We start from the raw sequence: 18,906 nt of genomic DNA on the forward strand, positions 1-18,906 counted from the left end.
GCGGGGAAGGGGATGCGGTGCGGACCTTCAGCGGTCCGGATCGGCGCCGTCGCGGAGGTGGCCGTCGGCGGGGCGAGCGCGCCAGAGTTCGAGGCCGATGTCGACGAGTCCGACGCGGTCGAGGTCGGGCACGGACTCCAGCGCGTGCCAGGCCGCGAGGTCCGTGGAGCCCTCGGTCTCGTGGCGCAGTTCGCCTCCGGTGACCCGGCCCTCGTAGAGGATCCGCAGCCCGTGGAAGTCGGCGACGGCGCCGAGCCTGCGGGGGTAGCGGCGGCGCAGCGAGTCGATGCCGAGGAGGGCCACCGGTTCGACGACGTACCCGGTCTCCTCGTCGGCCTCGCGGATCACGGTGTCGTAGGGGTCCTCACCGTGGTCCATGCCGCCGCCGGGCAGCGTCCAGCGTTTGCTGCCGTCGCCCGCGACCCAGCGGGCCAGCAGCAGCCGTCCCTCTCTTACGCATACGGCGTAGGCCGCCACCCTTAGCTCCTTGTGCACATGTTGACGCTAGTGCCCTTGGGGCGCATTGGCAGGGGGGCGTCGGCTCGGGGTGCGTCGGTGAGGGTTCCCTCGGGTGTGTTGTGGCTTGGCGCGTTGTTCCCCGGTGCGGGTGGTTCTTGGCTGAGCGCGCAGTTCCCCGCGCCCCTTTGGGGCGCTTACGCCACCTTGTCCTCGATGACGTATGGCGGAATTGCGTCACGCCCCGATCACAGCTCGGACAACTCTCCCCAAACAGCTGTCACTTGCGTAAGGCTGAGCGGTCATCCGGTCCCGGATTCCGGACCTTCCCGGAACTCGGGCCGGTTTCACCCTCCTTCCCGCCCTTTACGCACGCACAGGGATGCCGATGCCCAGATCCAGTTCCAGCGCGAGACCCCCGGCCCGGGGACGCGCGGCCCGCCTCGCGATAGCCGCCGGCCTGACCGCCGCGCTCTGCGCCACCGGGATACCCGTGGCCCTCGCGGCCACCGGTGACGACCCCGCGCCCGCCCCCAAGTCCGCGGGCGGCAAGCTCGGCCCGGCCGACGCCGCGCTGCTCGCCGAGGCCGAGGCGGACGGCGAGAAGACCGTCACGATGATGGTCGCGACCGCCCCCGGCGCCACCGAGCAGGTCGCCGACCAGCTCGACGGCGTCAAGGGCGGCTCGGTGGGCCGCACCTACGACAAGCTCGGCTATGTCCGCGCGACCGTGCCGACCGGCAAGGCGGACGCCGCGATCAAGGCGGCCGCGAAGCTGTCGTCCGTGCACGCCATCGACCTGCGGCACGAGATCGAACTGGACGACCCGACCCCCGCCGCGGACCGCGCCAAGGGCGCCAGGACCGGTGCGCAGGGCACGTACCCGGGGCCGGACAAGAGCACCCCGGCGAAGAACCCGTACAACCCGTCCGCCGAGACCGGCGCCGTCGACTTCGTGAAGAAGAACCCGAAGGCCGACGGCCGCGGCGTGACCATCGGCATCCTCGACTCCGGGATCGACCTCGGCCACCCGGCGCTGGAGAAGACCACCACCGGCGAGCGCAAGATCACCGACTGGGTGACGGCGACCGACCCGATCGTGGACGCGGACGGCACCTGGCGCCGTATGACCAACCCGGTCACCGGCCCCACCTTCACCTGGGACAGCGAGACGTGGCAGGCCCCCGCGGGCTCCTTCCAGGTCAACCGCTTCCGTGAGTCGGCCACCACCGGCGGCGACGCCAAGGGCGACATCAACCGCGACGGCGACACCACCGACAGCTGGGGCATGCTCTACGACCCGGCCGCCGGTACCGTGCGCGTCGACCTGAACGACAACAACGACTTCACCGACGACGAGACGATGAAGCCGTACAAGGACGGCCACCAGGTCGGCTACTTCGGCAAGGACGACCCGGCGACCGACGTCGTCGAGCGCGTCCCCTTCGTCGTCGAGATCCGCAAGGACGTGCCCACCGACCCGTACGGCGGCGACTGGGTCGGCAAGAAGGCCGACTTCGTCAACATCGGCGTCATCGAGTCGGAGCACGGCACGCATGTCGCGGGCATCACCGCGGCCAACGGCCTGTTCGGCGGGAAGATGAACGGCGCCGCCCCCGGCGCCAAGCTGGTCTCCTCGCGCGCCTGCACCTGGACCGGCGGCTGCACCAACGTCGCGCTCACCGAGGGCATGATCGACCTCGTCACCAAGCGCGGCGTCGACATCGTCAACATGTCGATCGGCGGCCTGCCCGCGCTCAACGACGGCAATAACGCGCGCGCCGCGCTCTACACGCGCCTCATCGACGAGTACGGCGTGCAGCTGGTGGTCTCCGCGGGCAACTCCGGCCCCGGCGCGAACACCATCGGCGACCCCAGCCTCGCCGACAAGGTCATCTCGGTCGGCGCCGCCATCTCCAAGGAGACCTGGGCCGCCAACTACGGCTCCGCCGTGGAGAAGAAGTACGCGATGATGAACTTCTCCTCGCGCGGCCCGCGCGAGGACGGCGGCTTCACGCCGGTCATCTCGGCGCCGGGCTCGGCCATCAACACCACGCAGACCTGGCTGCCGGGCTCCCCGGTCGCCGAGGCGGGCTACCAACTGCCCGCCGGTTACTCGATGTTGCAGGGTACGTCGATGGCCTCCCCGCAGGCCGCGGGCGCCTCGGCGCTACTGCTCTCCGCCGCCAAGCGCGAGAAGGTCGACCTCACCCCGGCGAAGCTGCGCACCGCGCTGACCTCCACCGCCAACCACATCCGCGGTGAGCAGGCGTACGCGCAGGGCACCGGCCTGATCGACGTCGTCGGCGCCTGGAACGCCATCGAGGACGGCGCGAAGGCCCACACGTACACGGTGAAGGCCCCCGTCGACACCGCCCTGGACCAGGAGCTGAAGAAGCCCGGCACCGGCATCTACGACCGCGAGGGCGGCCTGAGGACCGGCCAGAAGCGGACGTACGACGTCACGATCACCCGCACCTCGGGCCCGGACCGCGGCATCCGCCACGAGCTGGACCTGGTCAAGAACCACGAGGACACCTTCCGCCTCCTCGGCGACGGCGACGTCACGCTGCCGCTGAACAAGCCGGTCACCGTGAAGGTCCAGGCGAAGGCCAAGTCGGCCGGTCTGCACAGCGCGATCCTGACCGTCGACGACGAGCGCTCCGAGGGCATCGACCAGCAGATCATGTCGACGGTCGTCGTCGCGGCGCCGCTCGCCAAGCCCTCCTTCGCGTACGAGGCCGAGGGCTCGGTGCAGCGCAACAGCACCAAGTCGTACTTCGTGACCGTGCCCAAGGGCGCCAAGTCCCTGGAGGTCGCCCTCGGCGGTCTGAAGGACAAGAGCCAGACGCGGTTCATCGCGGTGCACCCCTACGGCGTCCCGGTCGACTCCACGTCATCCCTCGTCTGCTACCCGAACTACGAGAACCCGGCCAACACCTGCCGCCCGGACCTGCGCGCGTACGCGGAGCCGCTGGCCGGTGTCTGGGAGATCGAGGTCGAGTCGCGTCGCACCTCGCCGCTGCTCGACAATCCCTACAAGCTGAAGGTCTCCGCGCTCGGCGTCGACTTCGACCCGGCCGTGCGGACGCTCCCCGAGGCGAAGGTCGGCACGCCCGCGCCCGTCACCTGGAAGGCCGTGAACAACTTCGCGGCGGTCGACGGCAAGCTGAAGGGCGGCTCGCTCGGTTCCGCCAAGTCGGCGCGGCCCACCATCGCCCAGGGCGCCACGCAGACCAGCACGGTGGTCGTGCCCGAGGGCGCCGAGCGTCTTGACGTCGTCATCGGCTCGCCCGCGGACGTCGCCGCCGACCTGGACCTGGCCGTCAAGAAGGACGGCAAGGTCGTCGGTTCGTCGGCGGAGGGCGACTCGGAGGAGACGGTGAGCCTGTCGAAGCCGGCCGCCGGTACGTACACGATCGAGGTCGTGGGCTACTCGGTGCCGACCGGTTCGACCGCGTACGACTACCGGGACGTGTTCTTCTCGGGCGCGCTCGGCAAGGTCACGGTCGACGAGTCGAAGCAGATCAAGCTGGGCAGCGGCGACTCGGCGCAGGTCGAGGCCAAGGTCGAGGCGAAGGCCCCGGCCGCCGAGGGCCGTGAGCTGTTCGGCGAGGTGTCCCTGCTGAACGCGGGCGGCACGGTCGCGGGCAACGGCAGCGTGAAGATCGAGAAGGTCACGCCGTAGGTGTAGCGGTGTCCTGTGGCGCCGGGTGGGCTCGGTCGAGCCCACCCGGCGCTTTCTTATAGGCCCTCGCACGAGACCTTCGCCGCGTCCGGCAGGGCCTTGAGGACCATGCGGCGCAGGCTGTCGCGGTCCTTGCCGGTGGGCCAGTTGTCGGGGTGGGCCTCGCCCCGGGGGATGGTGATCAGGACGCGGTCGCCCTGCTTGAGGCGGGGGTCCGTGTCGTGGTCCATGGGGAAGGTGAGCGTGCCGTTTCCGGACCTCGGTTTGTAGTAGCGGCTCACATCGAGCGTGATCCGGTCCCGCCCGGCGCCCGGTACCGGCTCGACCGCGGTGACCTCGCCCTCCACGATCAGCCGCGAGCAGGCGACGAAGCCCTCCGGGGAGAGCTTGGCGTCCCTCGCCCCGCCGCCCGAGTCCTTGTCGTCGCTCGCGCCCGGCCCGTTCACCACCAGCCAGCCGAGCCCTCCGACCAGCGCGGCGGCGGCTGTCACCGCGGCCGCGCCGAGCGCGGTGACCAGGCGGCCGCGGGCGGACCGGAGCGGAACGACTGGTTCTGCGGGTTCGGCGGGGGCCGCAAGCGCCTCGCCGATGATCCCCAGCCGCTCCCGCAACAGGGCCACGTCCGCCACGGCCGCCGCGTGCTCGGCGGCGAAGGCGGGGTCGCGCAGCGCCTCCCCCGGCACGGGGTCGTCCGTGAGCGCCGTCATCAGCGCGTCGAAACCGTCCAGGTCGTCCTCGCCGGGCACCCTCACACCACCTCCCCTTCGTGCAGCCGCGCCCGCAGGAGCCGTACCGCCGTGTGCAGCCTGCTCTTGACCGTGCCCTCCGGGATGCCCAGCTCGTCCGCTATCGCCCGTACCGGCAGATCGGCGTAGAAGCGCAGCACCACCACCTGGCGCTGGGCGTCCGGCAGCTCGCCGAGCCCCTGCGCCACCGCCATCGACAGCGCCCGAGACTCCGCCTCGTCCTCGTCGACCGCCTCCCGCCACAGCACGGAGAGCCGCTCGCCGAGCCGCTCCTGCCTGCGCCGGGCCCGGTGCCAGTCCATGGCCAGGTTCGAGGCGACGACCGCCGCCCACGCGGACACGTCACGCGGCGCCTCGCGCCCGTCCGCGGCCCGCTCCAGGAGCTTCAGCCTCACCTGCTGCACCCCGTCCGGCAGATCGGCGTGCGGCACCCCGCCGAGCGCGAGCACCGCCCGCACCCGGTCCTCCTGAGCCGCGTCCAGCGGGTCCGCGCCCTGCCACCGCGGCGCGCGGCGCGCTCTCCTGCGCAGCAATGTGCCTCCCCCAAGCCCGCGTTTCCCCTACGACGCGGGGACGGCCCGAAACGTTCACCGCCGGGACGGGCGGATGTGGCGTCCCGCACCTCGGACAATGGATTGGACAAGCCGGGCCCGGACAGACGCATGATGGAGCCACCCCCTACAGACCGGCCGAGGTCACGAGGCCGCACGCACATACGGAGGAAGTCCCTGTGAAGGTCGGAATCGTCGGAGCCACCGGTCAGGTCGGCAAGGTCATGCGCAAGATCCTCGTCGAGCGGAAGTTCCCCGTCGACGAGCTGCGCCTGTTCGCCTCGGCCCGCAGCGCCGGCACGGTGGTGGACGGCGTGACCGTCGAGGACGCCTCCGAGGCCGACTACTCCGGCCTGGACATCGTGCTCTTCTCGGCCGGCGGCGCCACCTCCAAGGCGCTCGCCGAGCGGGTCGCCTCCCAGGGCGCCGTCGTGATCGACAACTCCTCCGCCTGGCGCATGGACCCCGAGGTCCCCCTCGTCGTCTCCGAGGTCAACCCGCACGCGGTGGCGGACCGCCCCAAGGGCATCATCGCCAACCCGAACTGCACGACGATGGCCGCGATGCCCGTCCTCAAGCCGCTGCACGCCGAGGCGGGCCTCGAAGCGCTGGTCGTCGCCACCTACCAGGCGGTGTCCGGTTCGGGCCTCGCCGGTGTCGACGAGCTGTTCGAGCAGATCAAGAAGGTCGGCGAGGACGCCCCGAAGCTCACGCACGACGGCTCCGCGGTCGACTTCCCCGAGCCCGACAAGTACGTGGCGCCGATCGCGTACAACGTCCTGCCGATGGCGGGCTCCATCGTCGGCGACGGTCTGAACGAGACCGACGAGGAGCAGAAGCTGCGCAACGAATCGCGCAAGATCCTGGAGATCCCGGAGCTGAAGGTCTCCGGCACGTGCGTGCGTGTGCCCGTCTTCACCGGCCACTCCCTCCAGGTCAACGCCCGTTTCGCGCGTCCGCTCAGCCCCGAGCGCGCCACCGAGCTGCTCTCGGAGGCCGAGGGCGTCGTCGTCACGGACGTGCCCACGCCGCTGGTCGCCGCGGGCAAGGACGACTCCTTCGTGGGCCGCATCCGCAACGACGAGACGGTCGAGAACGGCCTCGCGTTCTTCATCTCCGACGACAACCTCCGCAAGGGCGCGGCGCTGAACGCCGTGCAGATCGCGGAGCTGGTGGCGGCCGAGCTGAAGGGCTGACCCCGGCCACGCCCTGAAAGCGGGCCACGTCCCGACGGGGGCGGTCACCCTTCGCGGGTGGCCGCCCCTTTCGCGCACGCCACGGCCACCAGCGCGAGCCCGGCGAGGGCGCCGCCCAGCCAGAGCGCGTCACCGGCCCCCCGGCTGTCCGCGACCCGGCCGCCCGCGAACGCGCCGAGCGCGATCGCCACGTTGAACACCCCGGCGAAGAGCGCCGAGGCGGCCTCGCGGGCGTGCGGCGCGGCGGCCATCACCCAGTTCTGGGCGGAGACCGAGACCCCGCCGTAGGCCAGGCCCCAGGCGACGAGCAGCGCGGCCGACGCGGCGAGAGAGCCGCCCGCGGGCACAAGCAGCAGCACGACCGCGCCGAGCCCGGCGGAGAGGGCGAGCAGCGCCTTGCGGGGATCGCGGGCCGCGACGGCACCGCCCGCGAAGTTGCCGACGATGCCGGCCGTCCCGTAGGCGAGGAGCAGCCCGCTGATCAGCCCCGCGCCGATGCCGGGGACGCGTTCGAGGACGGGGCGCACGTAGGTGTACGCGGCGAAGTGGCCGGTGACCAGGAGGGTGACGGCGAGCAGCCCGGCCCGCAGCCGCCCGATCCGCAGCAGACCGGCGAAGGCACCGAGTCCGACTCCCTCGCCGGCGGGCAGGGCGGGCAGCACCGTGGCGAGCAGCCCCGCGACGGCCAGGGCGAGCACGGCGAGGGCCGCGAAACCCCAGCGCCAGCCGGCCAGTTCGCCCAGGAGCGTGCCCGCGGGGACGCCGAGTACGGACGCCACCGCGATCCCGCTGAAGATCACCGCGGTGGCGCGCCCCGCGGCCTCCTCCCGGACCAGCCGTACCCCGAGCCCGGCCGCGATGGCCCACACGCCACCGATGCAGACGCCGACCAGGACGCGCGCGGCGAGCAGGACGCCGAAGGCGGGGGCGAGCGCGGAGGCGAGGTTGGCGGCGGCGAGGAGCGCCATCAGCGCGCAGAGGACCGTGCGCCGGTCCGCGCGGCGCACCGCGACGGGCAGCAGCAGCGCGGCGAGCGCCGCGACGAGGCCGGGCAGGGTGACGGCGAGACCGGCGGTGCCGTCCGAGACGTGCAGGCCCGAGCCGATGGAGGTGAGGAGGCCGACGGGGAGCATCTCGGTGGTGACGACGGAGAAGGTGGCGCTCGCCACGGCGACGACGGCGAGGCCGCCCCGCTGTCGCGGCGGTGCCGCCGGGGGTGTGGGGAGTTGGGTGTGCTGAGCCATGTCATCCAGCCTGTGCCGCGGCCGGGCGGGGAACAACGCCGAAGATCTCACCCTTGTATGAGCGAGGCTCATCGATGGGAGTGGCGCGGGGATGCGGGTGTTCAGGGTTGTGGGAGGGGCGCGGGGATGAGCGGGCTTGAGATGCGGGAGCTGGAATGCTTCCTCGCGCTCGCCGAGGAGCTGCACTTCGGACGGGCGGGCGAACGGCTGTACGTCTCACAGAGCCGCGTCAGCCAGCTGCTCGCCGCCCTGGAGCGCAGGATCGGCGCCCGCCTCGTCGAGCGTACGAGCCGCAGGGTCAAGCTGACCCCGCTCGGCGCACGCTTCCTGGCCGAACTGCGCCCCGCGTACGAGGGTTTGGCGTCGACCGTCGAGCGGGCGAGGGCGGCGGCGCGGGGCGTGGAGGGCACGCTGCGGATCGGCTTCCAGGGGACCGCGGACGCCCGCCTGATGGGGGCGATCGCGGCCTTCCAGACCCGGCACCCCGCCTGTGTGACGGAGATCGTGGAGATCCCCTTCGCCGACCCGTTCGGGGCGGTGCGCGGCGGTGACGTGGACGCGGCGATCGTGCTGCTGCCGGTCGCCGAGCCGGACCTGGTGCTCGGCCCGGTCTTCTCCAGCGAGCGGCAGACCGTCGCCGTCTCGGTGCGGCACGCCTTCGCGGGGCGGGCCTCGCTCACAGCGGCGGACCTTGAGGGGACCCCGCTGATCTCGGCGACCGCCCCGGCGCCCGCGTACTGGCGCACGGCTCACGCCCCCTCCGACACCCCCGCTCCCTCGGTCCGCACGCTCCAGGAAGGGCTGACGCTGGTGGCGGCGGACCGGGGCGCGATGCTGCTGTGCCGCCCGACGGCGGAGTACCACGGCCGCAAGGACGTCGTCTTCGTGCCGGTCGAGGGGCTGCCGGACTCGGTGCTCGGGATGGTGTGGCACCGGGACGGGGAGACCGCGCGGGTACGGGAGTTCGCGCGGGCGCTGGCCGACGGGTCCGCCGAGGCCTGATCAGGCGTCGGCGTCGGCGTCCCTGCGCACCTCGAAGTGGAAGCAGCCGTACTCGACGGCGCGGACGTGCACGAGGGCGACCTCCGGGTCGGCGAAGGCCTCCTCGAACGCGGCGTCGAACCCCCGCGTCTCGTCCTCCGGTATCTCAAGCAGCCGCCCGCCGATGATCCGTCCCTGGGCGTTGTAGCGCCGGATCGTCCGCAGGGCCCCGGCCCGGGAGTAGGGGTAGCCGTCGCGCTCCGGGGCGGGGCCCTCGCAGGGGTCGGCGTGGATGAAGACGGGCCCCAGCTCGTCGTAGGCCCCCGGCTCGGCCCCGCTCTCGGCGGCCCAGCGCCGCAGGGGCGCGTACGACACGAGGGCGACACGCTCCCCGGGCGCGACGGCCCGCAGACAGCACCGCAACGGGTCACCGCCCTCGGGATCAACGTACGGAACGCAGCCCCGCCCCGCGTCATCCACCTCGCGAAGCTGGGCGAGGGCATCGGGGGTGATGGGGCGGGGGGTGTAGGTGGTGGTGGCGATGGAGGTCATGGGTCGAGCGTGGCGCGGGGGCGGGGGTGGCGCTGGCGGTTTCGCGACGTCGCGTTGGGACGGGGAGGTATCAAGCCCCGCCCGGCAAATATCAGCCCGTCCGGCGCTTGAGGACGAACTCGGCGAAGCCGGTAATCGACCGAGCCTCGGGGACTATCCAGCCCGTCCGGCGCTTGAGGACGAACTCGGCGAAGCCGGTGATCAACCGAGCCTCGGGGACTATCCAGCCCGTCCGGCGCTTGAGGACGAACTCGGCGAAGCCGGTGATCGACCGAGCCCCCGCCCAGGGTGAGATGCCAGCCCCGCTCAAGGCCAGAGGCCAGACTCCGCTCCGGTCCGACGGTAGGCCGCCCCCAGCAGAGCCCGCTCCTCCCCCGTCAGAACATCCTCCACCCGCTCGAACCCCTCCGGCGCCCGCTCCGCGACCGCCTGGAGGACCCGGTCGGCCGGCATGTCCCGGTTGGCGAGGACGATCGCGTTGGCCGGCTCCCGGCGCGCCTCCTCGTAGGCCCGCAGCCCCGCCTCCCGGTCCGGCGAGGCGTACGCGAGGCACCGGGCGAGGACACACGCGTCGAGGATCGCCTGGGAGCCGCCGTTGGAGCCCACCGGATACATGGGGTGCGCCGCGTCGCCGAGCAGGGTCACCGGGCCGCGGCCCCACCACGCCAGCGGATCCCTGTCCACCATCGGGTACTCCAGGATGTGCCGCGTGGCGGCGAACAGCGCGGGCACGTCGAGGTCGCCGATGCGCCACCCCGCGTAGTACGGCAGGACGTCGGAGAGCCGCCCGGAGCGGTTCCAGTCGGCGGGCCCCGCCATCGCGTGCTGGTGCACCCGCGGGAACCGCACCTCCGCCACCCAGTTGAGCACCGCCCTGCCCCGCTCCTGGGCCGGCCGCGAGATCGGGTAGACGACGAGCTTGGCGGCGGCGTTGCTGCCCGCGATCGCGACCGTCCGCCCGCCGAGCACGGGGTGCCACTCGACGACGCCGCGCCACATCCGGATGCCGTTCCACAGCGGCGGCCCCTCGCCGGGGTGGAGCATGGCCCGTACCGCCGAGTGCAGCCCGTCCGCGCCGACCAGGGCCCGGGCCAGTACCGCGTACTCCCTGCCGCGCGCCATGTCCCGCAGGATCACCCGCAGCGCGGTGCCCTCGCGCTCGGCGAGGCGGACGAAGGCGGTGCCGGTGCGCACGGCGTGGTCGCCGATCCGGTCGCGCACCGCGTCGAGGAGGAGCAGCTGGAGGGCGCCGCGGTGGAGGGAGTACTGCGGCCAGTGGTGGCCGACGGCGAGGCCGCGCGGCTCGCCCCAGATGCGATTGCCGTGCCGGTCGAAGTGGACGATGGAGTCCGGCGCCACCGCGGTCGCGGCCAGCGCGCCGCCGAGCCCCAGTGCGGTCAACTCCCGTACGGCGTGCGGGAGCAGGTTGATGCCGACGCCGGAAGGGCGCAGCTCGTCGACGGCGTCCACCACGCGTACGTCGATGCCCGCGGCGTGCAGGCCGAGCGCGGCGGTGAGCCCTCCGATGCCGGCGCCCGCCACCAGTACGTCGGTCATGGCCGCCGCGCGGCCGGGCCGGCGCGGCCCGGCCCCTCGATCCCCAGCATCTCCCACGTCCCCCTGTGGTCCCGGCGGCCCCGGCGTTGTCGGTCGGTCGCCCGGTGGCCGCGCGCCCGGCGGGTGACCGCAGGCCGTGGTCGGCGGCCTGCCCGGCCGGGGCGGTGGCGCGGAGCGTAGCGGCACGGCAGCGGGAGAACAATGGCCCGGGCGGGCGGGCGAACCCGCATGGAAGGATGGCCGGAAACACCGCAAGTCACGCCCCGAAGAACCACGGGGAAACACCACACATGACCCACTCGTCGTACCCGAGGAGATGACCGCGTGCCCGGCACCAATCTGACCCGCGAAGAGGCGCAGCAGCGGGCGAAGCTGCTCACCGTTGACTCGTACGAGATCGATCTCGATCTCTCCGGAGCGCAGGAGGGCGGCACCTTCCGGTCCGTGACCACGGTGCGCTTCGACTCCGCGGAGGCGGGCGCGGAGACCTTCATCGACCTGGTGGCCCCCGCGGTCCACGAGGTCGTCCTGAACGGCCACTCGCTGGACGTGGCCGCGGTCTTCCGCGACTCGCGCATCAGGCTGAAGCACCTGGAGGCGGGCCCCAACGAGCTGAAGGTCGTCGCCGACTGCGACTACACCAACACCGGCGAGGGCCTGCACCGCTTCGTCGACCCGGTCGACCAGCAGGCGTACCTCTACACGCAGTTCGAGGTGCCCGACGCGCGCCGCGTCTTCGCGAGCTTCGAGCAGCCGGACCTCAAGGCGACGTTCCAGTTCACGGTGAAGGCGCCGAGCGGCTGGACGGTCATCTCCAACTCGCCGACGCCCGAGCCCAAGGACGACGTCTGGTTCTTCGAGCCGACGCCGCGCATCTCCTCGTACATCACCGCCCTGATCGTCGGCCCGTACCACTCGGTGCACTCCTCGTATGAGGGCCCGGACGGCCAGTCGGTGCCGCTCGGCATCTACTGCCGGCCCTCGCTCGCCGAGTTCCTCGACTCGGACGCGATCTTCGAGGTGACGCGGCAGGGGTTCGACTGGTTTCAGGAGAAGTTCGACTACGCGTACCCGTTCGCGAAGTACGACCAGCTCTTCGTGCCGGAGTTCAACGCGGGCGCGATGGAGAACGCGGGCGCGGTGACCATCCGCGACCAGTACGTGTTCCGTTCGAAGGTGACGGACGCGGCGTACGAGACGCGCGCGGAGACCATCCTCCACGAGCTGGCCCACATGTGGTTCGGCGACCTGGTGACGATGGAGTGGTGGAACGACCTCTGGCTGAACGAGTCGTTCGCGACGTACACGTCGATCGCCTGCCAGGCGTACGCGGAGGGCTCGCGCTGGCCGCACTCGTGGACGACGTTCGCCAACTCCATGAAGACGTGGGCGTACCGCCAGGACCAGCTGCCGTCGACGCACCCGATCATGGCGGACATCCGCGACCTGGACGACGTGCTGGTCAACTTCGACGGCATCACGTACGCCAAGGGCGCCTCGGTGCTCAAGCAGCTGGTGGCGTATGTCGGGATGGACGAGTTCTTCCGGGGCGTGCAGGCGTACTTCAAGGCGCACGCGTTCGGCAACACGCGCCTTTCGGACCTGCTCGGCGCGCTTGAGGAGACCAGCGGGCGCGATCTGAAGACGTGGTCGAAGAAGTGGCTGGAGACGGCGGGCATCAACGTGCTGCGCCCGGTCGTGGACGTCGACACGCGGGGCGTCATCACGTCGTTCGCGGTCAAGCAGGAGGCCCCGGCGCTGCCGGCCGGCGCGAAGGGCGAGCCGACCCTGCGTCCGCACCGGATCGCGATCGGCCTCTACGACCTGGACGAGGCGTCGGGCAAGCTGGTGCGCACCGAGCGCGTGGAGCTGGACGTCGACGGTGAGCTGACGGCGGTGGACGCGCTGGTGGGCAAGGCCCGCCCGGCCGTGATCCTGCTGAACGACGACGACCTGTCGTACGCGAAGGTCCGCCTGGACGCCGAGTCGCTGGCGTTCGTCACGGACCACATCGGCGACTTCGAGGCGTCGCTGCCGCGCGCCCTGTGCTGGGCCTCCGCCTGGGACATGACGCGCGACGCGGAGCTGCCGACCCGGGACTACCTCTCCCTGGTCCTCTCCGGCATCGGCAAGGAGTCCGACATCGGCGTCGTGCAGTCGCTGCACCGCCAGGTGAAGCTGGCGCTCGACCTGTACGCGGCCCCGGCCCGCCGCGAGGAGGCGCTGGCCCGCTGGACGGAGGCGGCCCTGTCCCACCTCCGCTCGGCCGAGCCGGGCAGCGACCACCAGCTGGCGTGGGCGCGCGCGTTCGCGGCGACGGCCCGCACGGAGGCGGAACTCTCGCTCCTGGAGCGGTTGCTCGACGGCACGGAGTCGATCGAGGGCCTGGCCGTCGACACGGAACTGCGCTGGGCGTTCGTGGGCCGCCTCGCGGCGACGGGCCGTCTCGACGAGGCGGGCATCGCGGCGGAGCTGGAGCGGGACAAGACGGCGGCGGGCGAGCGGCACGCGGCGTCGGCGCGGGCGGCGCGGCCGACCGCGGAGGCGAAGGCGGCGGCGTGGGCCTCGGTCGTCGAGGCCGACACGCTCCCCAACGCGATCCAGGAGGCGGTGATCGGCGGCTTCGTCCAGACCGACCAGCGTGAACTCCTCGCCCCCTACACGGAGAAGTTCTTCGCGGCGGTCAAGGGGGCGTGGGACTCCCGCTCCCACGAGATGGCCCAGCAGATCGCCATCGGCCTCTACCCGAGCCTCCAGGTCTCGCAGGCCACGCTGGACGCCACGGACGCGTGGCTCGCCTCGGCGAACCCGTCGGCGGCACTGCGCCGCCTGATCACGGAGTCGCGGGCGGGGGTGGAGAGGGCGCTTCGGGCTCGGGCTTCCGACGCGTAGCCCTCGGGCCGGGCGGGGGAACGGTCATCTGGCCCTCTGCCGGGCGGGGCGGGCCTTGCCTTGCCTGGCGGGGGGCCGGGGGGGGTGGGCCCGTGCCGCGGGGCGGGCCTTGCCTTTGGCGGGGGGGGCCGTCTGCCCGGCGGGGCGGGCCGTGCTTTTGGCGGGGGCCCGCCTGCCCGGCGGGGCGGGGCCTGGTCGGCTGAGGTCTGCCCCGGCTGGTCCGAGCCCGCCCCGGCTGCGGGCTCTCGCCGTTGTCGCCTGCGGGTGGTCCCTGCCCTGTCCCGCCGCTTCGCGGCGGATGCCCCCCACCCACCCACCCGTTCACCCCGCGCCTCCCAACAACCGGCCAATACGCGCGGAGCGCGGGCGAGGCACGGGCGGGGCGCGACGCAGACGACCACACAGCCACCCAAAAGCGCCGAGCAACGGGCGGGTGGGTGGGAGACATCCGCGCGCAGCGCGGCACGGGGCAGGGACGACCCGCAGAGGACGACACGACCCCCCAGAAGCGCCGGGCAAACGGGCGGGTGGGTGGGAGGCATCCGCGCGCAGCGCGGGACAGGACGCGGACGACCCGCAGACGACCACACAGCCACCCAGAAGCACCGGGCAAACGGGTGGGTGGGTGGGAGGCATCCGCGCGCAGGGCGGGACAGGACGCGGACGACCCGCAGACGACCACACGACCACCCAAAAGCACCGGGCAAACGGGCGGGTGGGTGGGCGGCATCCGCGCGCAGCGCGGGACAGGGCAGGGACCACCCGCAGACGACCACACAGCCACCCGAAAGCGCTGAGCAACGGGCGAGTGGAGGGCCCGGCCCCGGACCCCCGCTAGGCCCCGCCAGGAATCGCGTCGCGGAGCGCCACGAGGACGCGGGAGACCGCTGCCCCGTCCGCGGCGCCCCGCCTGACCGCCGCCACCACGTGGCGACGAGGGCGGTCCGCCGCGAGTTCTCGCATGACCACGCCGTCACGGCGTACCGCCGCCATCCGGGGAACGAGCGCCACCCCCATCCCCGCCCCCACCATCGCGAGGATCGCCGTCCAGCCGGACGCCGAGTGCGCCTGTTCCGGGGTGAATCCGGCACCCTCGCACGCCGCCCGCGTGATCTCCGACCAGGGTCCGCTGCCGCCGAAGATCCACGGCTCCCCCGCCAGGTCGGCGAGGCGCAGTCCCTCGGCCGCCGCCAGGGGGTGGTCGACGGGCAGCGCCACGTCCAGGGGGTCGGCGACGAGTGACTCCCGGGTGAAGCGGGTGTCCGCGTCGGGTGAGGCGGGCGCCTGGACCGCAAGGGAGAGGGCGACGTCCACCTCCCCGGCGGCGAGGAGTTCGTACGCCTCCGCCGCCTCGGCCTCCCGAACCCGCACCAAGATCCCCGGCGCCGCCTCCCGCAGCGCAAGCACCGCGGGTACGACGAGCGCGGGCACGGCCGTGGAGAACGCCCCGACCCGCACCTCCCCCGCCTCGCCCTGCGCATACGCCGCCAACTCCGCGTCCGCCCGCTCCAGTTGGGCGAAGACCGCCTCGGCGTGCCGCAGCACGAGGTGGGCCGCGTCGGTCAGCCTGACCCGGCGCCCGTGGGCCTCCAGGAGCGGTACGCCCAGCTGCTTGGCGAGGTTGGACAGCTGCTGCGACACCGCCGACGGGGTCATCCGCAGCGCCTGCGCCGTCGCCGTGACGGTCCCCCGCTCACTCAACGTACGCAGGATCGTCAGCTTCTTGATGTCCCACTCGCTCATGGAGCCAACGTACCGACCGGTCCGCACCCCTACCTCGCGCGGCCCGCGCCGCCCAGCACGACCCCGCCGAGGATCAGGCCCATGCACAGCACCTGGAGCCACCCCATCGCCTCGCCGAGCAGCGCGAAGGAGAGCAGGGCCACGCAGACCGGCTGGAGGTAGTAGACGATCCCGGCGCGGGCGGCGCCGATGATCGAGACGGCCTTGTTCCAGGCGAAGAAGGCGACCGCCGACGAGACCACGCCCACGTACAGGAGCGGGGAGACCGTGCCGGGTGTCGGCTCGAAGCCGCCCTGCACCGCGTAGCTGACCGCGAAGACCGGCAGCAGCATCAGCGCGCCGAGCACGAACGTCGAGAAGAGGAACGGCAGTCCGCCGATCTCCGCGGGCTTGCGCCTGAGGAGCGCGCTGTAGGAGCCGAAGGAGAGCGCGGCCGCGATCACCCACAGGTCGCCCACGGCGAAGTCCATGGCGAGGGAGCCCTTGCTGACGAGGAGCAGCACCCCGGCGCAGGCGACGAGCATGCCGGTCACGCGGCGCGCGCCGAGCCGGGCGCCGCCGGCCCGTTCGTAGAGGGCCATGAGGACGGGCGAGGCGGCCATGATCATGCCCATGTTGCCCGCGGTGGTCGTCAGGCCGGCCTGGTTGACCAGGGTGTTGTAGACGGTGACGCCCAACAGGGCGGCGAGGAGCAGGAAGCGCGGGTGCGCGCGGAGCAGTCTCCGCTGCCGCCAGGTCTCACGGGCGGCGAACGGCGCCACCGCGGCGATCGCGATGACCCACCGCCAGAAGGCGTGCTGGACGGGCGGCACGGTGTCGTGCAGGGCGCGGGAGGTGACGAAGCTGCCCGACCAGACGACCGTGGCGAGGACCGCGAGGGCGAGCCCGGCGCCGAGGGGGCGGGCTGCCGGGTGCGCGGCCGGTGCGGTACGGGCGGGGGTCCGGTCGAGGAGTGCCACGGGGTATCCCTTTTCTCTCTCCCCCGGCTCCGCGGGGGGGGTCTCACCCCGGCTCCGCGGGGGATCGCTGTCCTGTCGTGTGCGGGACAACCGTCGCACCCCCTCACTCATCACGTCCATCGAATCTTTTCGGCTTTAATTTAAAGCTGAGCTGAACGCTCCAGGGTGGCCCGCACCTCGTCCGCGTCCGCCTCCTCCGCGGCCCACGCCACGTACCCGTCGGGCCTGACCAGCACCGTCGTACGCCGGTCGCTCGACCAGTGCGCGACCACCGCCCGCCCCGCCGCGGGCCGCACGCCACGCGGCACGACGAGGACGAACCCGCCCGCCCGCAGCACCTCGTAGAGGCGGCCCTCCGCCAGTGCGAGGTCGGGCACCCGCCGCCCGACGAGCCGGTGGGCGCCCCGCGGGGCCCGGTAGGCGAAGCCGATGCCGGTGATCTGGCCGACCGCCTTGGCGCGCACGGCCGGGACCTCCCTGACGACCGCGGCGAACGCGGCCCGCGCCCCGCGCGTCCACGGCCGCTTGGCCATCGCGAGCCTGACGAGCCCGCCGCTGCTGCGCAGGACCGCCTTGCCGACCGGGTGCCGCTCGGCGTGATAGGTGTCCAACAGGCCTTCCGGGGCACGGCCGTTGACCGCGGCGACCAGCTTCCAGCTCAGATTCGCGGCGTCCTGGAGGCCCGTGTTCATGCCCTGGCCGCCCGCCGGGGAGTGGACGTGCGCGGCGTCCCCGGCGAGGAAGACACGGCCCACGCGGTACGCGGGCACCTGCCGTTCGTCGCTGTGGAAGCGGGACATCCAGCGGGCGTCGTGCATCCCGAAGTCGCGGCCGAGCGCCTGCCGGACGATGTCCTTGACCTCGTCGAGGGCGAGCGGGTCGCTGTCGGGGACGTCGCGCGTGCGGTTCCAGCCGATGACGCGGTAGTAGCCGTCGGCGAAGGGCGCGATGAAGGCGAAGGCGTCACCGGCCGCGTTGACGGTGAGCAGGCCCGGGGGCTTCTCGGCGAGCCTGACGTCGGCGAGGACGAGCGAGCGGATGACGGACCTGCCGGGGAAGGGCAGCCCGACCGCCTCGCGCACACCGCTGCGCAGGCCGTCCGCGCCGACGACGTACGCGGCGCGCAGCGTGCCCGGCTCGCCACCGGGGCCCCGCACTTCGAGTGTCACGCCCTCCGCGTCCTGGGTGAGCCCCGCGACCTCGGTCTCGTACGCGAAACGCACCCCCGCCTCGGTCGCGCGCCGCGCCAGGGACCGCTCGACCTCGTACTGCGGCAGGACGAGCACATGACGGAAGCGGGAGGGGAGGTGCGCGAGGTCCAGCGAGAGGCGGTCGAAGAGGCGGAGCCTGTCCAGCGGCTCCCCCTTGGCCTCCAGCTCGTCCGCGAGGCCCCGGGCGTCGAGCTGCTCCAGGGTGCGGGCGTGCACGACCATCGCGCGGGAGAGGTTGCTGATGCCGTGCGCCCGCTTCTCGACGAGGGTGACGGGGACGCCCGCGGCGGCGAGGTCCCCGGCGAGCAGCAGCCCGGTCGGCCCGGCGCCCACGACCACGACGCCGCGCGCGCCTCCGCTCCCGTGCTCCTGCTCGTGCTCGTTGATGCCGTCGTACTCGGTGGTCGTACCGTTCATGGCCGCCTCCTGATGCCAACACCTGTTGGTCAACGCTTGTTGGCCAACGTAGAGCCGCCGCTATGGACTGTCAACACTTGTTGGCCTACGTTTGTTGGCATGACCGAGAGAGCCCCCACACCTGCCGAGCCCGAGGCACCGCCCCGCCGCTCCGACGCCACCCGCGCCGGGATCCTCGCGGCGGCCCGCGAGCGGTTCGCCGCCGACGGGTACGAGCGCGCCACGATCCGCGCCATCGCCAAGGACGCGGAGATCGACCCGTCGATGGTCATGCGCTACTACGGCAGCAAGGAAGGCCTTTTCGCGGCCGCCACCTCGGCGGATCTGCGGATGCCGGACTTCACTCGGGTGCCGCGCGAGGAGGTGGGGCAGGTCCTCGTGGGGCACTTCCTGGACCTGTGGGAGGACGCGGGCGTGCTCACCGCGCTGCTCCGCGTGGGCATCACCAACCAGGCGGGCGCCGAGCGCATGCGGAAGATCTTCGCCGAGCAGTTGCTGCCGGTCGCGCGGGAGGTCTGCCCCGATCCGGACGCGGCGCCCGCGCGGGCCGCGCTCTGCGCCGCGCAGCTGCTCGGCCTCGCGCTGACGCGGTACGTGCTGCGGTTCCCGCCGTCCGCCGCGCTGACGAGGGAGGAGATCACGGCCTGGCTGGCGCCGACCCTCCAGCGCTATCTGACGGCCGAGCGGCCGTAAAGCCTGCCGAGCGCATGCCG

General features: G+C 72.9%; 15 protein-coding genes. 5 read left to right on the forward strand and 10 right to left on the reverse strand.

The features are described 5' to 3' along the window. Positions 1–27 precede the first annotated feature (27 nt). Entirely contained in the window at positions 28–495 is a 468-nt protein-coding gene (locus DMA15_RS12220) for an NUDIX hydrolase (protein WP_125512794.1), read from the reverse strand. A 349-nt stretch (positions 496–844) separates the two neighbouring features. Here DMA15_RS12220 and DMA15_RS12225 point away from each other — a divergent pair, with 349 nt between their 5' ends. Continuing rightward, complete coding sequence (locus DMA15_RS12225) at positions 845–4,144, forward strand: S8 family serine peptidase (RefSeq protein ID WP_125512795.1); 3,300 nt, start codon at positions 845–847, stop codon at positions 4,142–4,144. Positions 4,145–4,200: 56 nt separating this feature from the next. Here DMA15_RS12225 and DMA15_RS12230 read toward each other — a convergent pair whose 3' ends face one another. Both DMA15_RS12230 and DMA15_RS12235 read right to left on the reverse strand, forming a co-directional pair. Further along, positions 4,201–4,896, reverse strand: coding sequence for a hypothetical protein (locus DMA15_RS12230; protein ID WP_240659763.1), 696 nt, complete (start codon positions 4,894–4,896; stop codon positions 4,201–4,203). Next, positions 4,893–5,423 carry a sigma-70 family RNA polymerase sigma factor gene (locus DMA15_RS12235; RefSeq protein WP_125512796.1) on the reverse strand — a complete coding sequence of 177 codons (531 nt, stop codon included), beginning with the start codon at positions 5,421–5,423 and terminating at the stop codon, positions 4,893–4,895. Before DMA15_RS12235 ends, DMA15_RS12230 begins: the two co-directional genes overlap by 4 nt. A gap of 197 nt (positions 5,424–5,620) precedes the next feature. Here DMA15_RS12235 and DMA15_RS12240 point away from each other — a divergent pair, with 197 nt between their 5' ends. Continuing rightward, positions 5,621–6,637 carry an aspartate-semialdehyde dehydrogenase gene (locus DMA15_RS12240; RefSeq protein ID WP_125512797.1) on the forward strand — a complete coding sequence of 339 codons (1,017 nt, stop codon included), beginning with the start codon at positions 5,621–5,623 and terminating at the stop codon, positions 6,635–6,637. Between the two features lie 44 nt (positions 6,638–6,681). Here the strand turns inward: DMA15_RS12240 and DMA15_RS12245 are convergent, their stop codons facing one another. Continuing rightward, positions 6,682–7,881 carry an MFS transporter gene (locus tag DMA15_RS12245; protein ID WP_125512798.1) on the reverse strand — a complete coding sequence of 400 codons (1,200 nt, stop codon included), beginning with the start codon at positions 7,879–7,881 and terminating at the stop codon, positions 6,682–6,684. 126 nt (positions 7,882–8,007) lie between these two features. Here DMA15_RS12245 and DMA15_RS12250 point away from each other — a divergent pair, with 126 nt between their 5' ends. After that, positions 8,008–8,883 carry a LysR family transcriptional regulator gene (locus DMA15_RS12250; RefSeq protein ID WP_125512799.1) on the forward strand — a complete coding sequence of 292 codons (876 nt, stop codon included), beginning with the start codon at positions 8,008–8,010 and terminating at the stop codon, positions 8,881–8,883. Here the strand turns inward: DMA15_RS12250 and DMA15_RS12255 are convergent, their stop codons facing one another. From DMA15_RS12255 to DMA15_RS12265, 3 genes are all read right to left on the reverse strand, one after another. After that, positions 8,884–9,414, reverse strand: coding sequence for a DUF1203 domain-containing protein (locus tag DMA15_RS12255; RefSeq protein ID WP_125512800.1), 531 nt, complete (start codon positions 9,412–9,414; stop codon positions 8,884–8,886). 91 nt (positions 9,415–9,505) lie between these two features. Further along, a complete protein-coding gene (locus tag DMA15_RS12260; protein WP_125512801.1) occupies positions 9,506–9,724 on the reverse strand; it encodes a hypothetical protein in 219 nt (72 codons plus the stop codon). Then, positions 9,721–10,971 (reverse strand): flavin-dependent oxidoreductase, encoded by a 1,251-nt coding sequence (locus DMA15_RS12265; RefSeq protein WP_125512802.1) that lies wholly within the window; start codon positions 10,969–10,971, stop codon positions 9,721–9,723. Before DMA15_RS12265 ends, DMA15_RS12260 begins: the two co-directional genes overlap by 4 nt. 324 nt (positions 10,972–11,295) lie before the next feature. On the opposite strand from DMA15_RS12265, the gene pepN reads away from it, so the two are divergent. After that, positions 11,296–13,863, forward strand: coding sequence for an aminopeptidase N (gene pepN, locus DMA15_RS12270; RefSeq protein WP_125512803.1), 2,568 nt, complete (start codon positions 11,296–11,298; stop codon positions 13,861–13,863). A gap of 834 nt (positions 13,864–14,697) precedes the next feature. Here pepN and DMA15_RS12275 read toward each other — a convergent pair. From DMA15_RS12275 to DMA15_RS12285, 3 genes are all read right to left on the reverse strand, one after another. Continuing rightward, complete coding sequence (locus DMA15_RS12275) at positions 14,698–15,606, reverse strand: LysR family transcriptional regulator (protein WP_125512804.1); 909 nt, start codon at positions 15,604–15,606, stop codon at positions 14,698–14,700. A 29-nt stretch (positions 15,607–15,635) separates the two neighbouring features. Beyond that, positions 15,636–16,565, reverse strand: coding sequence for a DMT family transporter (locus DMA15_RS12280; RefSeq protein WP_125512805.1), 930 nt, complete (start codon positions 16,563–16,565; stop codon positions 15,636–15,638). A 140-nt stretch (positions 16,566–16,705) separates the two neighbouring features. Continuing rightward, a complete protein-coding gene (locus tag DMA15_RS12285) occupies positions 16,706–18,193 on the reverse strand; it encodes an FAD-dependent monooxygenase (RefSeq protein WP_125512806.1) in 1,488 nt (495 codons plus the stop codon). A gap of 99 nt (positions 18,194–18,292) precedes the next feature. On the opposite strand from DMA15_RS12285, the gene DMA15_RS12290 reads away from it, so the two are divergent. Continuing rightward, positions 18,293–18,886, forward strand: a complete 594-nt coding sequence (locus DMA15_RS12290; protein ID WP_125512807.1) for a TetR family transcriptional regulator — start codon at positions 18,293–18,295, stop codon at positions 18,884–18,886. Positions 18,887–18,906 lie beyond the last annotated feature (20 nt).

The sequence above is a fragment of the Streptomyces sp. WAC 01529 genome (assembly GCF_003945545.1).
Classification (GTDB): Bacteria; Actinomycetota; Actinomycetes; order Streptomycetales; family Streptomycetaceae; genus Streptomyces; species Streptomyces anatolicus.

What these genes read in the sequence shown, in the direction of transcription:
- DMA15_RS12250 (WP_125512799.1), top strand. Translation starts at nt 8,008, where the DNA reads ATGAGCGGGCTTGAGATGCGGGAGCTGGAATGCTTCCTCGCGCTCGCC.
- DMA15_RS12225 (WP_125512795.1), top strand. Translation starts at nt 845, where the DNA reads ATGCCCAGATCCAGTTCCAGCGCGAGACCCCCGGCCCGGGGACGCGCG.
- DMA15_RS12275 (WP_125512804.1), bottom strand. Translation starts at nt 15,606, where the DNA reads ATGAGCGAGTGGGACATCAAGAAGCTGACGATCCTGCGTACGTTGAGT.
- DMA15_RS12285 (WP_125512806.1), bottom strand. Translation starts at nt 18,193, where the DNA reads ATGAACGGTACGACCACCGAGTACGACGGCATCAACGAGCACGAGCAG.
- DMA15_RS12245 (WP_125512798.1), bottom strand. Translation starts at nt 7,881, where the DNA reads ATGGCTCAGCACACCCAACTCCCCACACCCCCGGCGGCACCGCCGCGA.
- DMA15_RS12265 (WP_125512802.1), bottom strand. Translation starts at nt 10,971, where the DNA reads ATGACCGACGTACTGGTGGCGGGCGCCGGCATCGGAGGGCTCACCGCC.
- DMA15_RS12290 (WP_125512807.1), top strand. Translation starts at nt 18,293, where the DNA reads ATGACCGAGAGAGCCCCCACACCTGCCGAGCCCGAGGCACCGCCCCGC.
- DMA15_RS12255 (WP_125512800.1), bottom strand. Translation starts at nt 9,414, where the DNA reads ATGACCTCCATCGCCACCACCACCTACACCCCCCGCCCCATCACCCCC.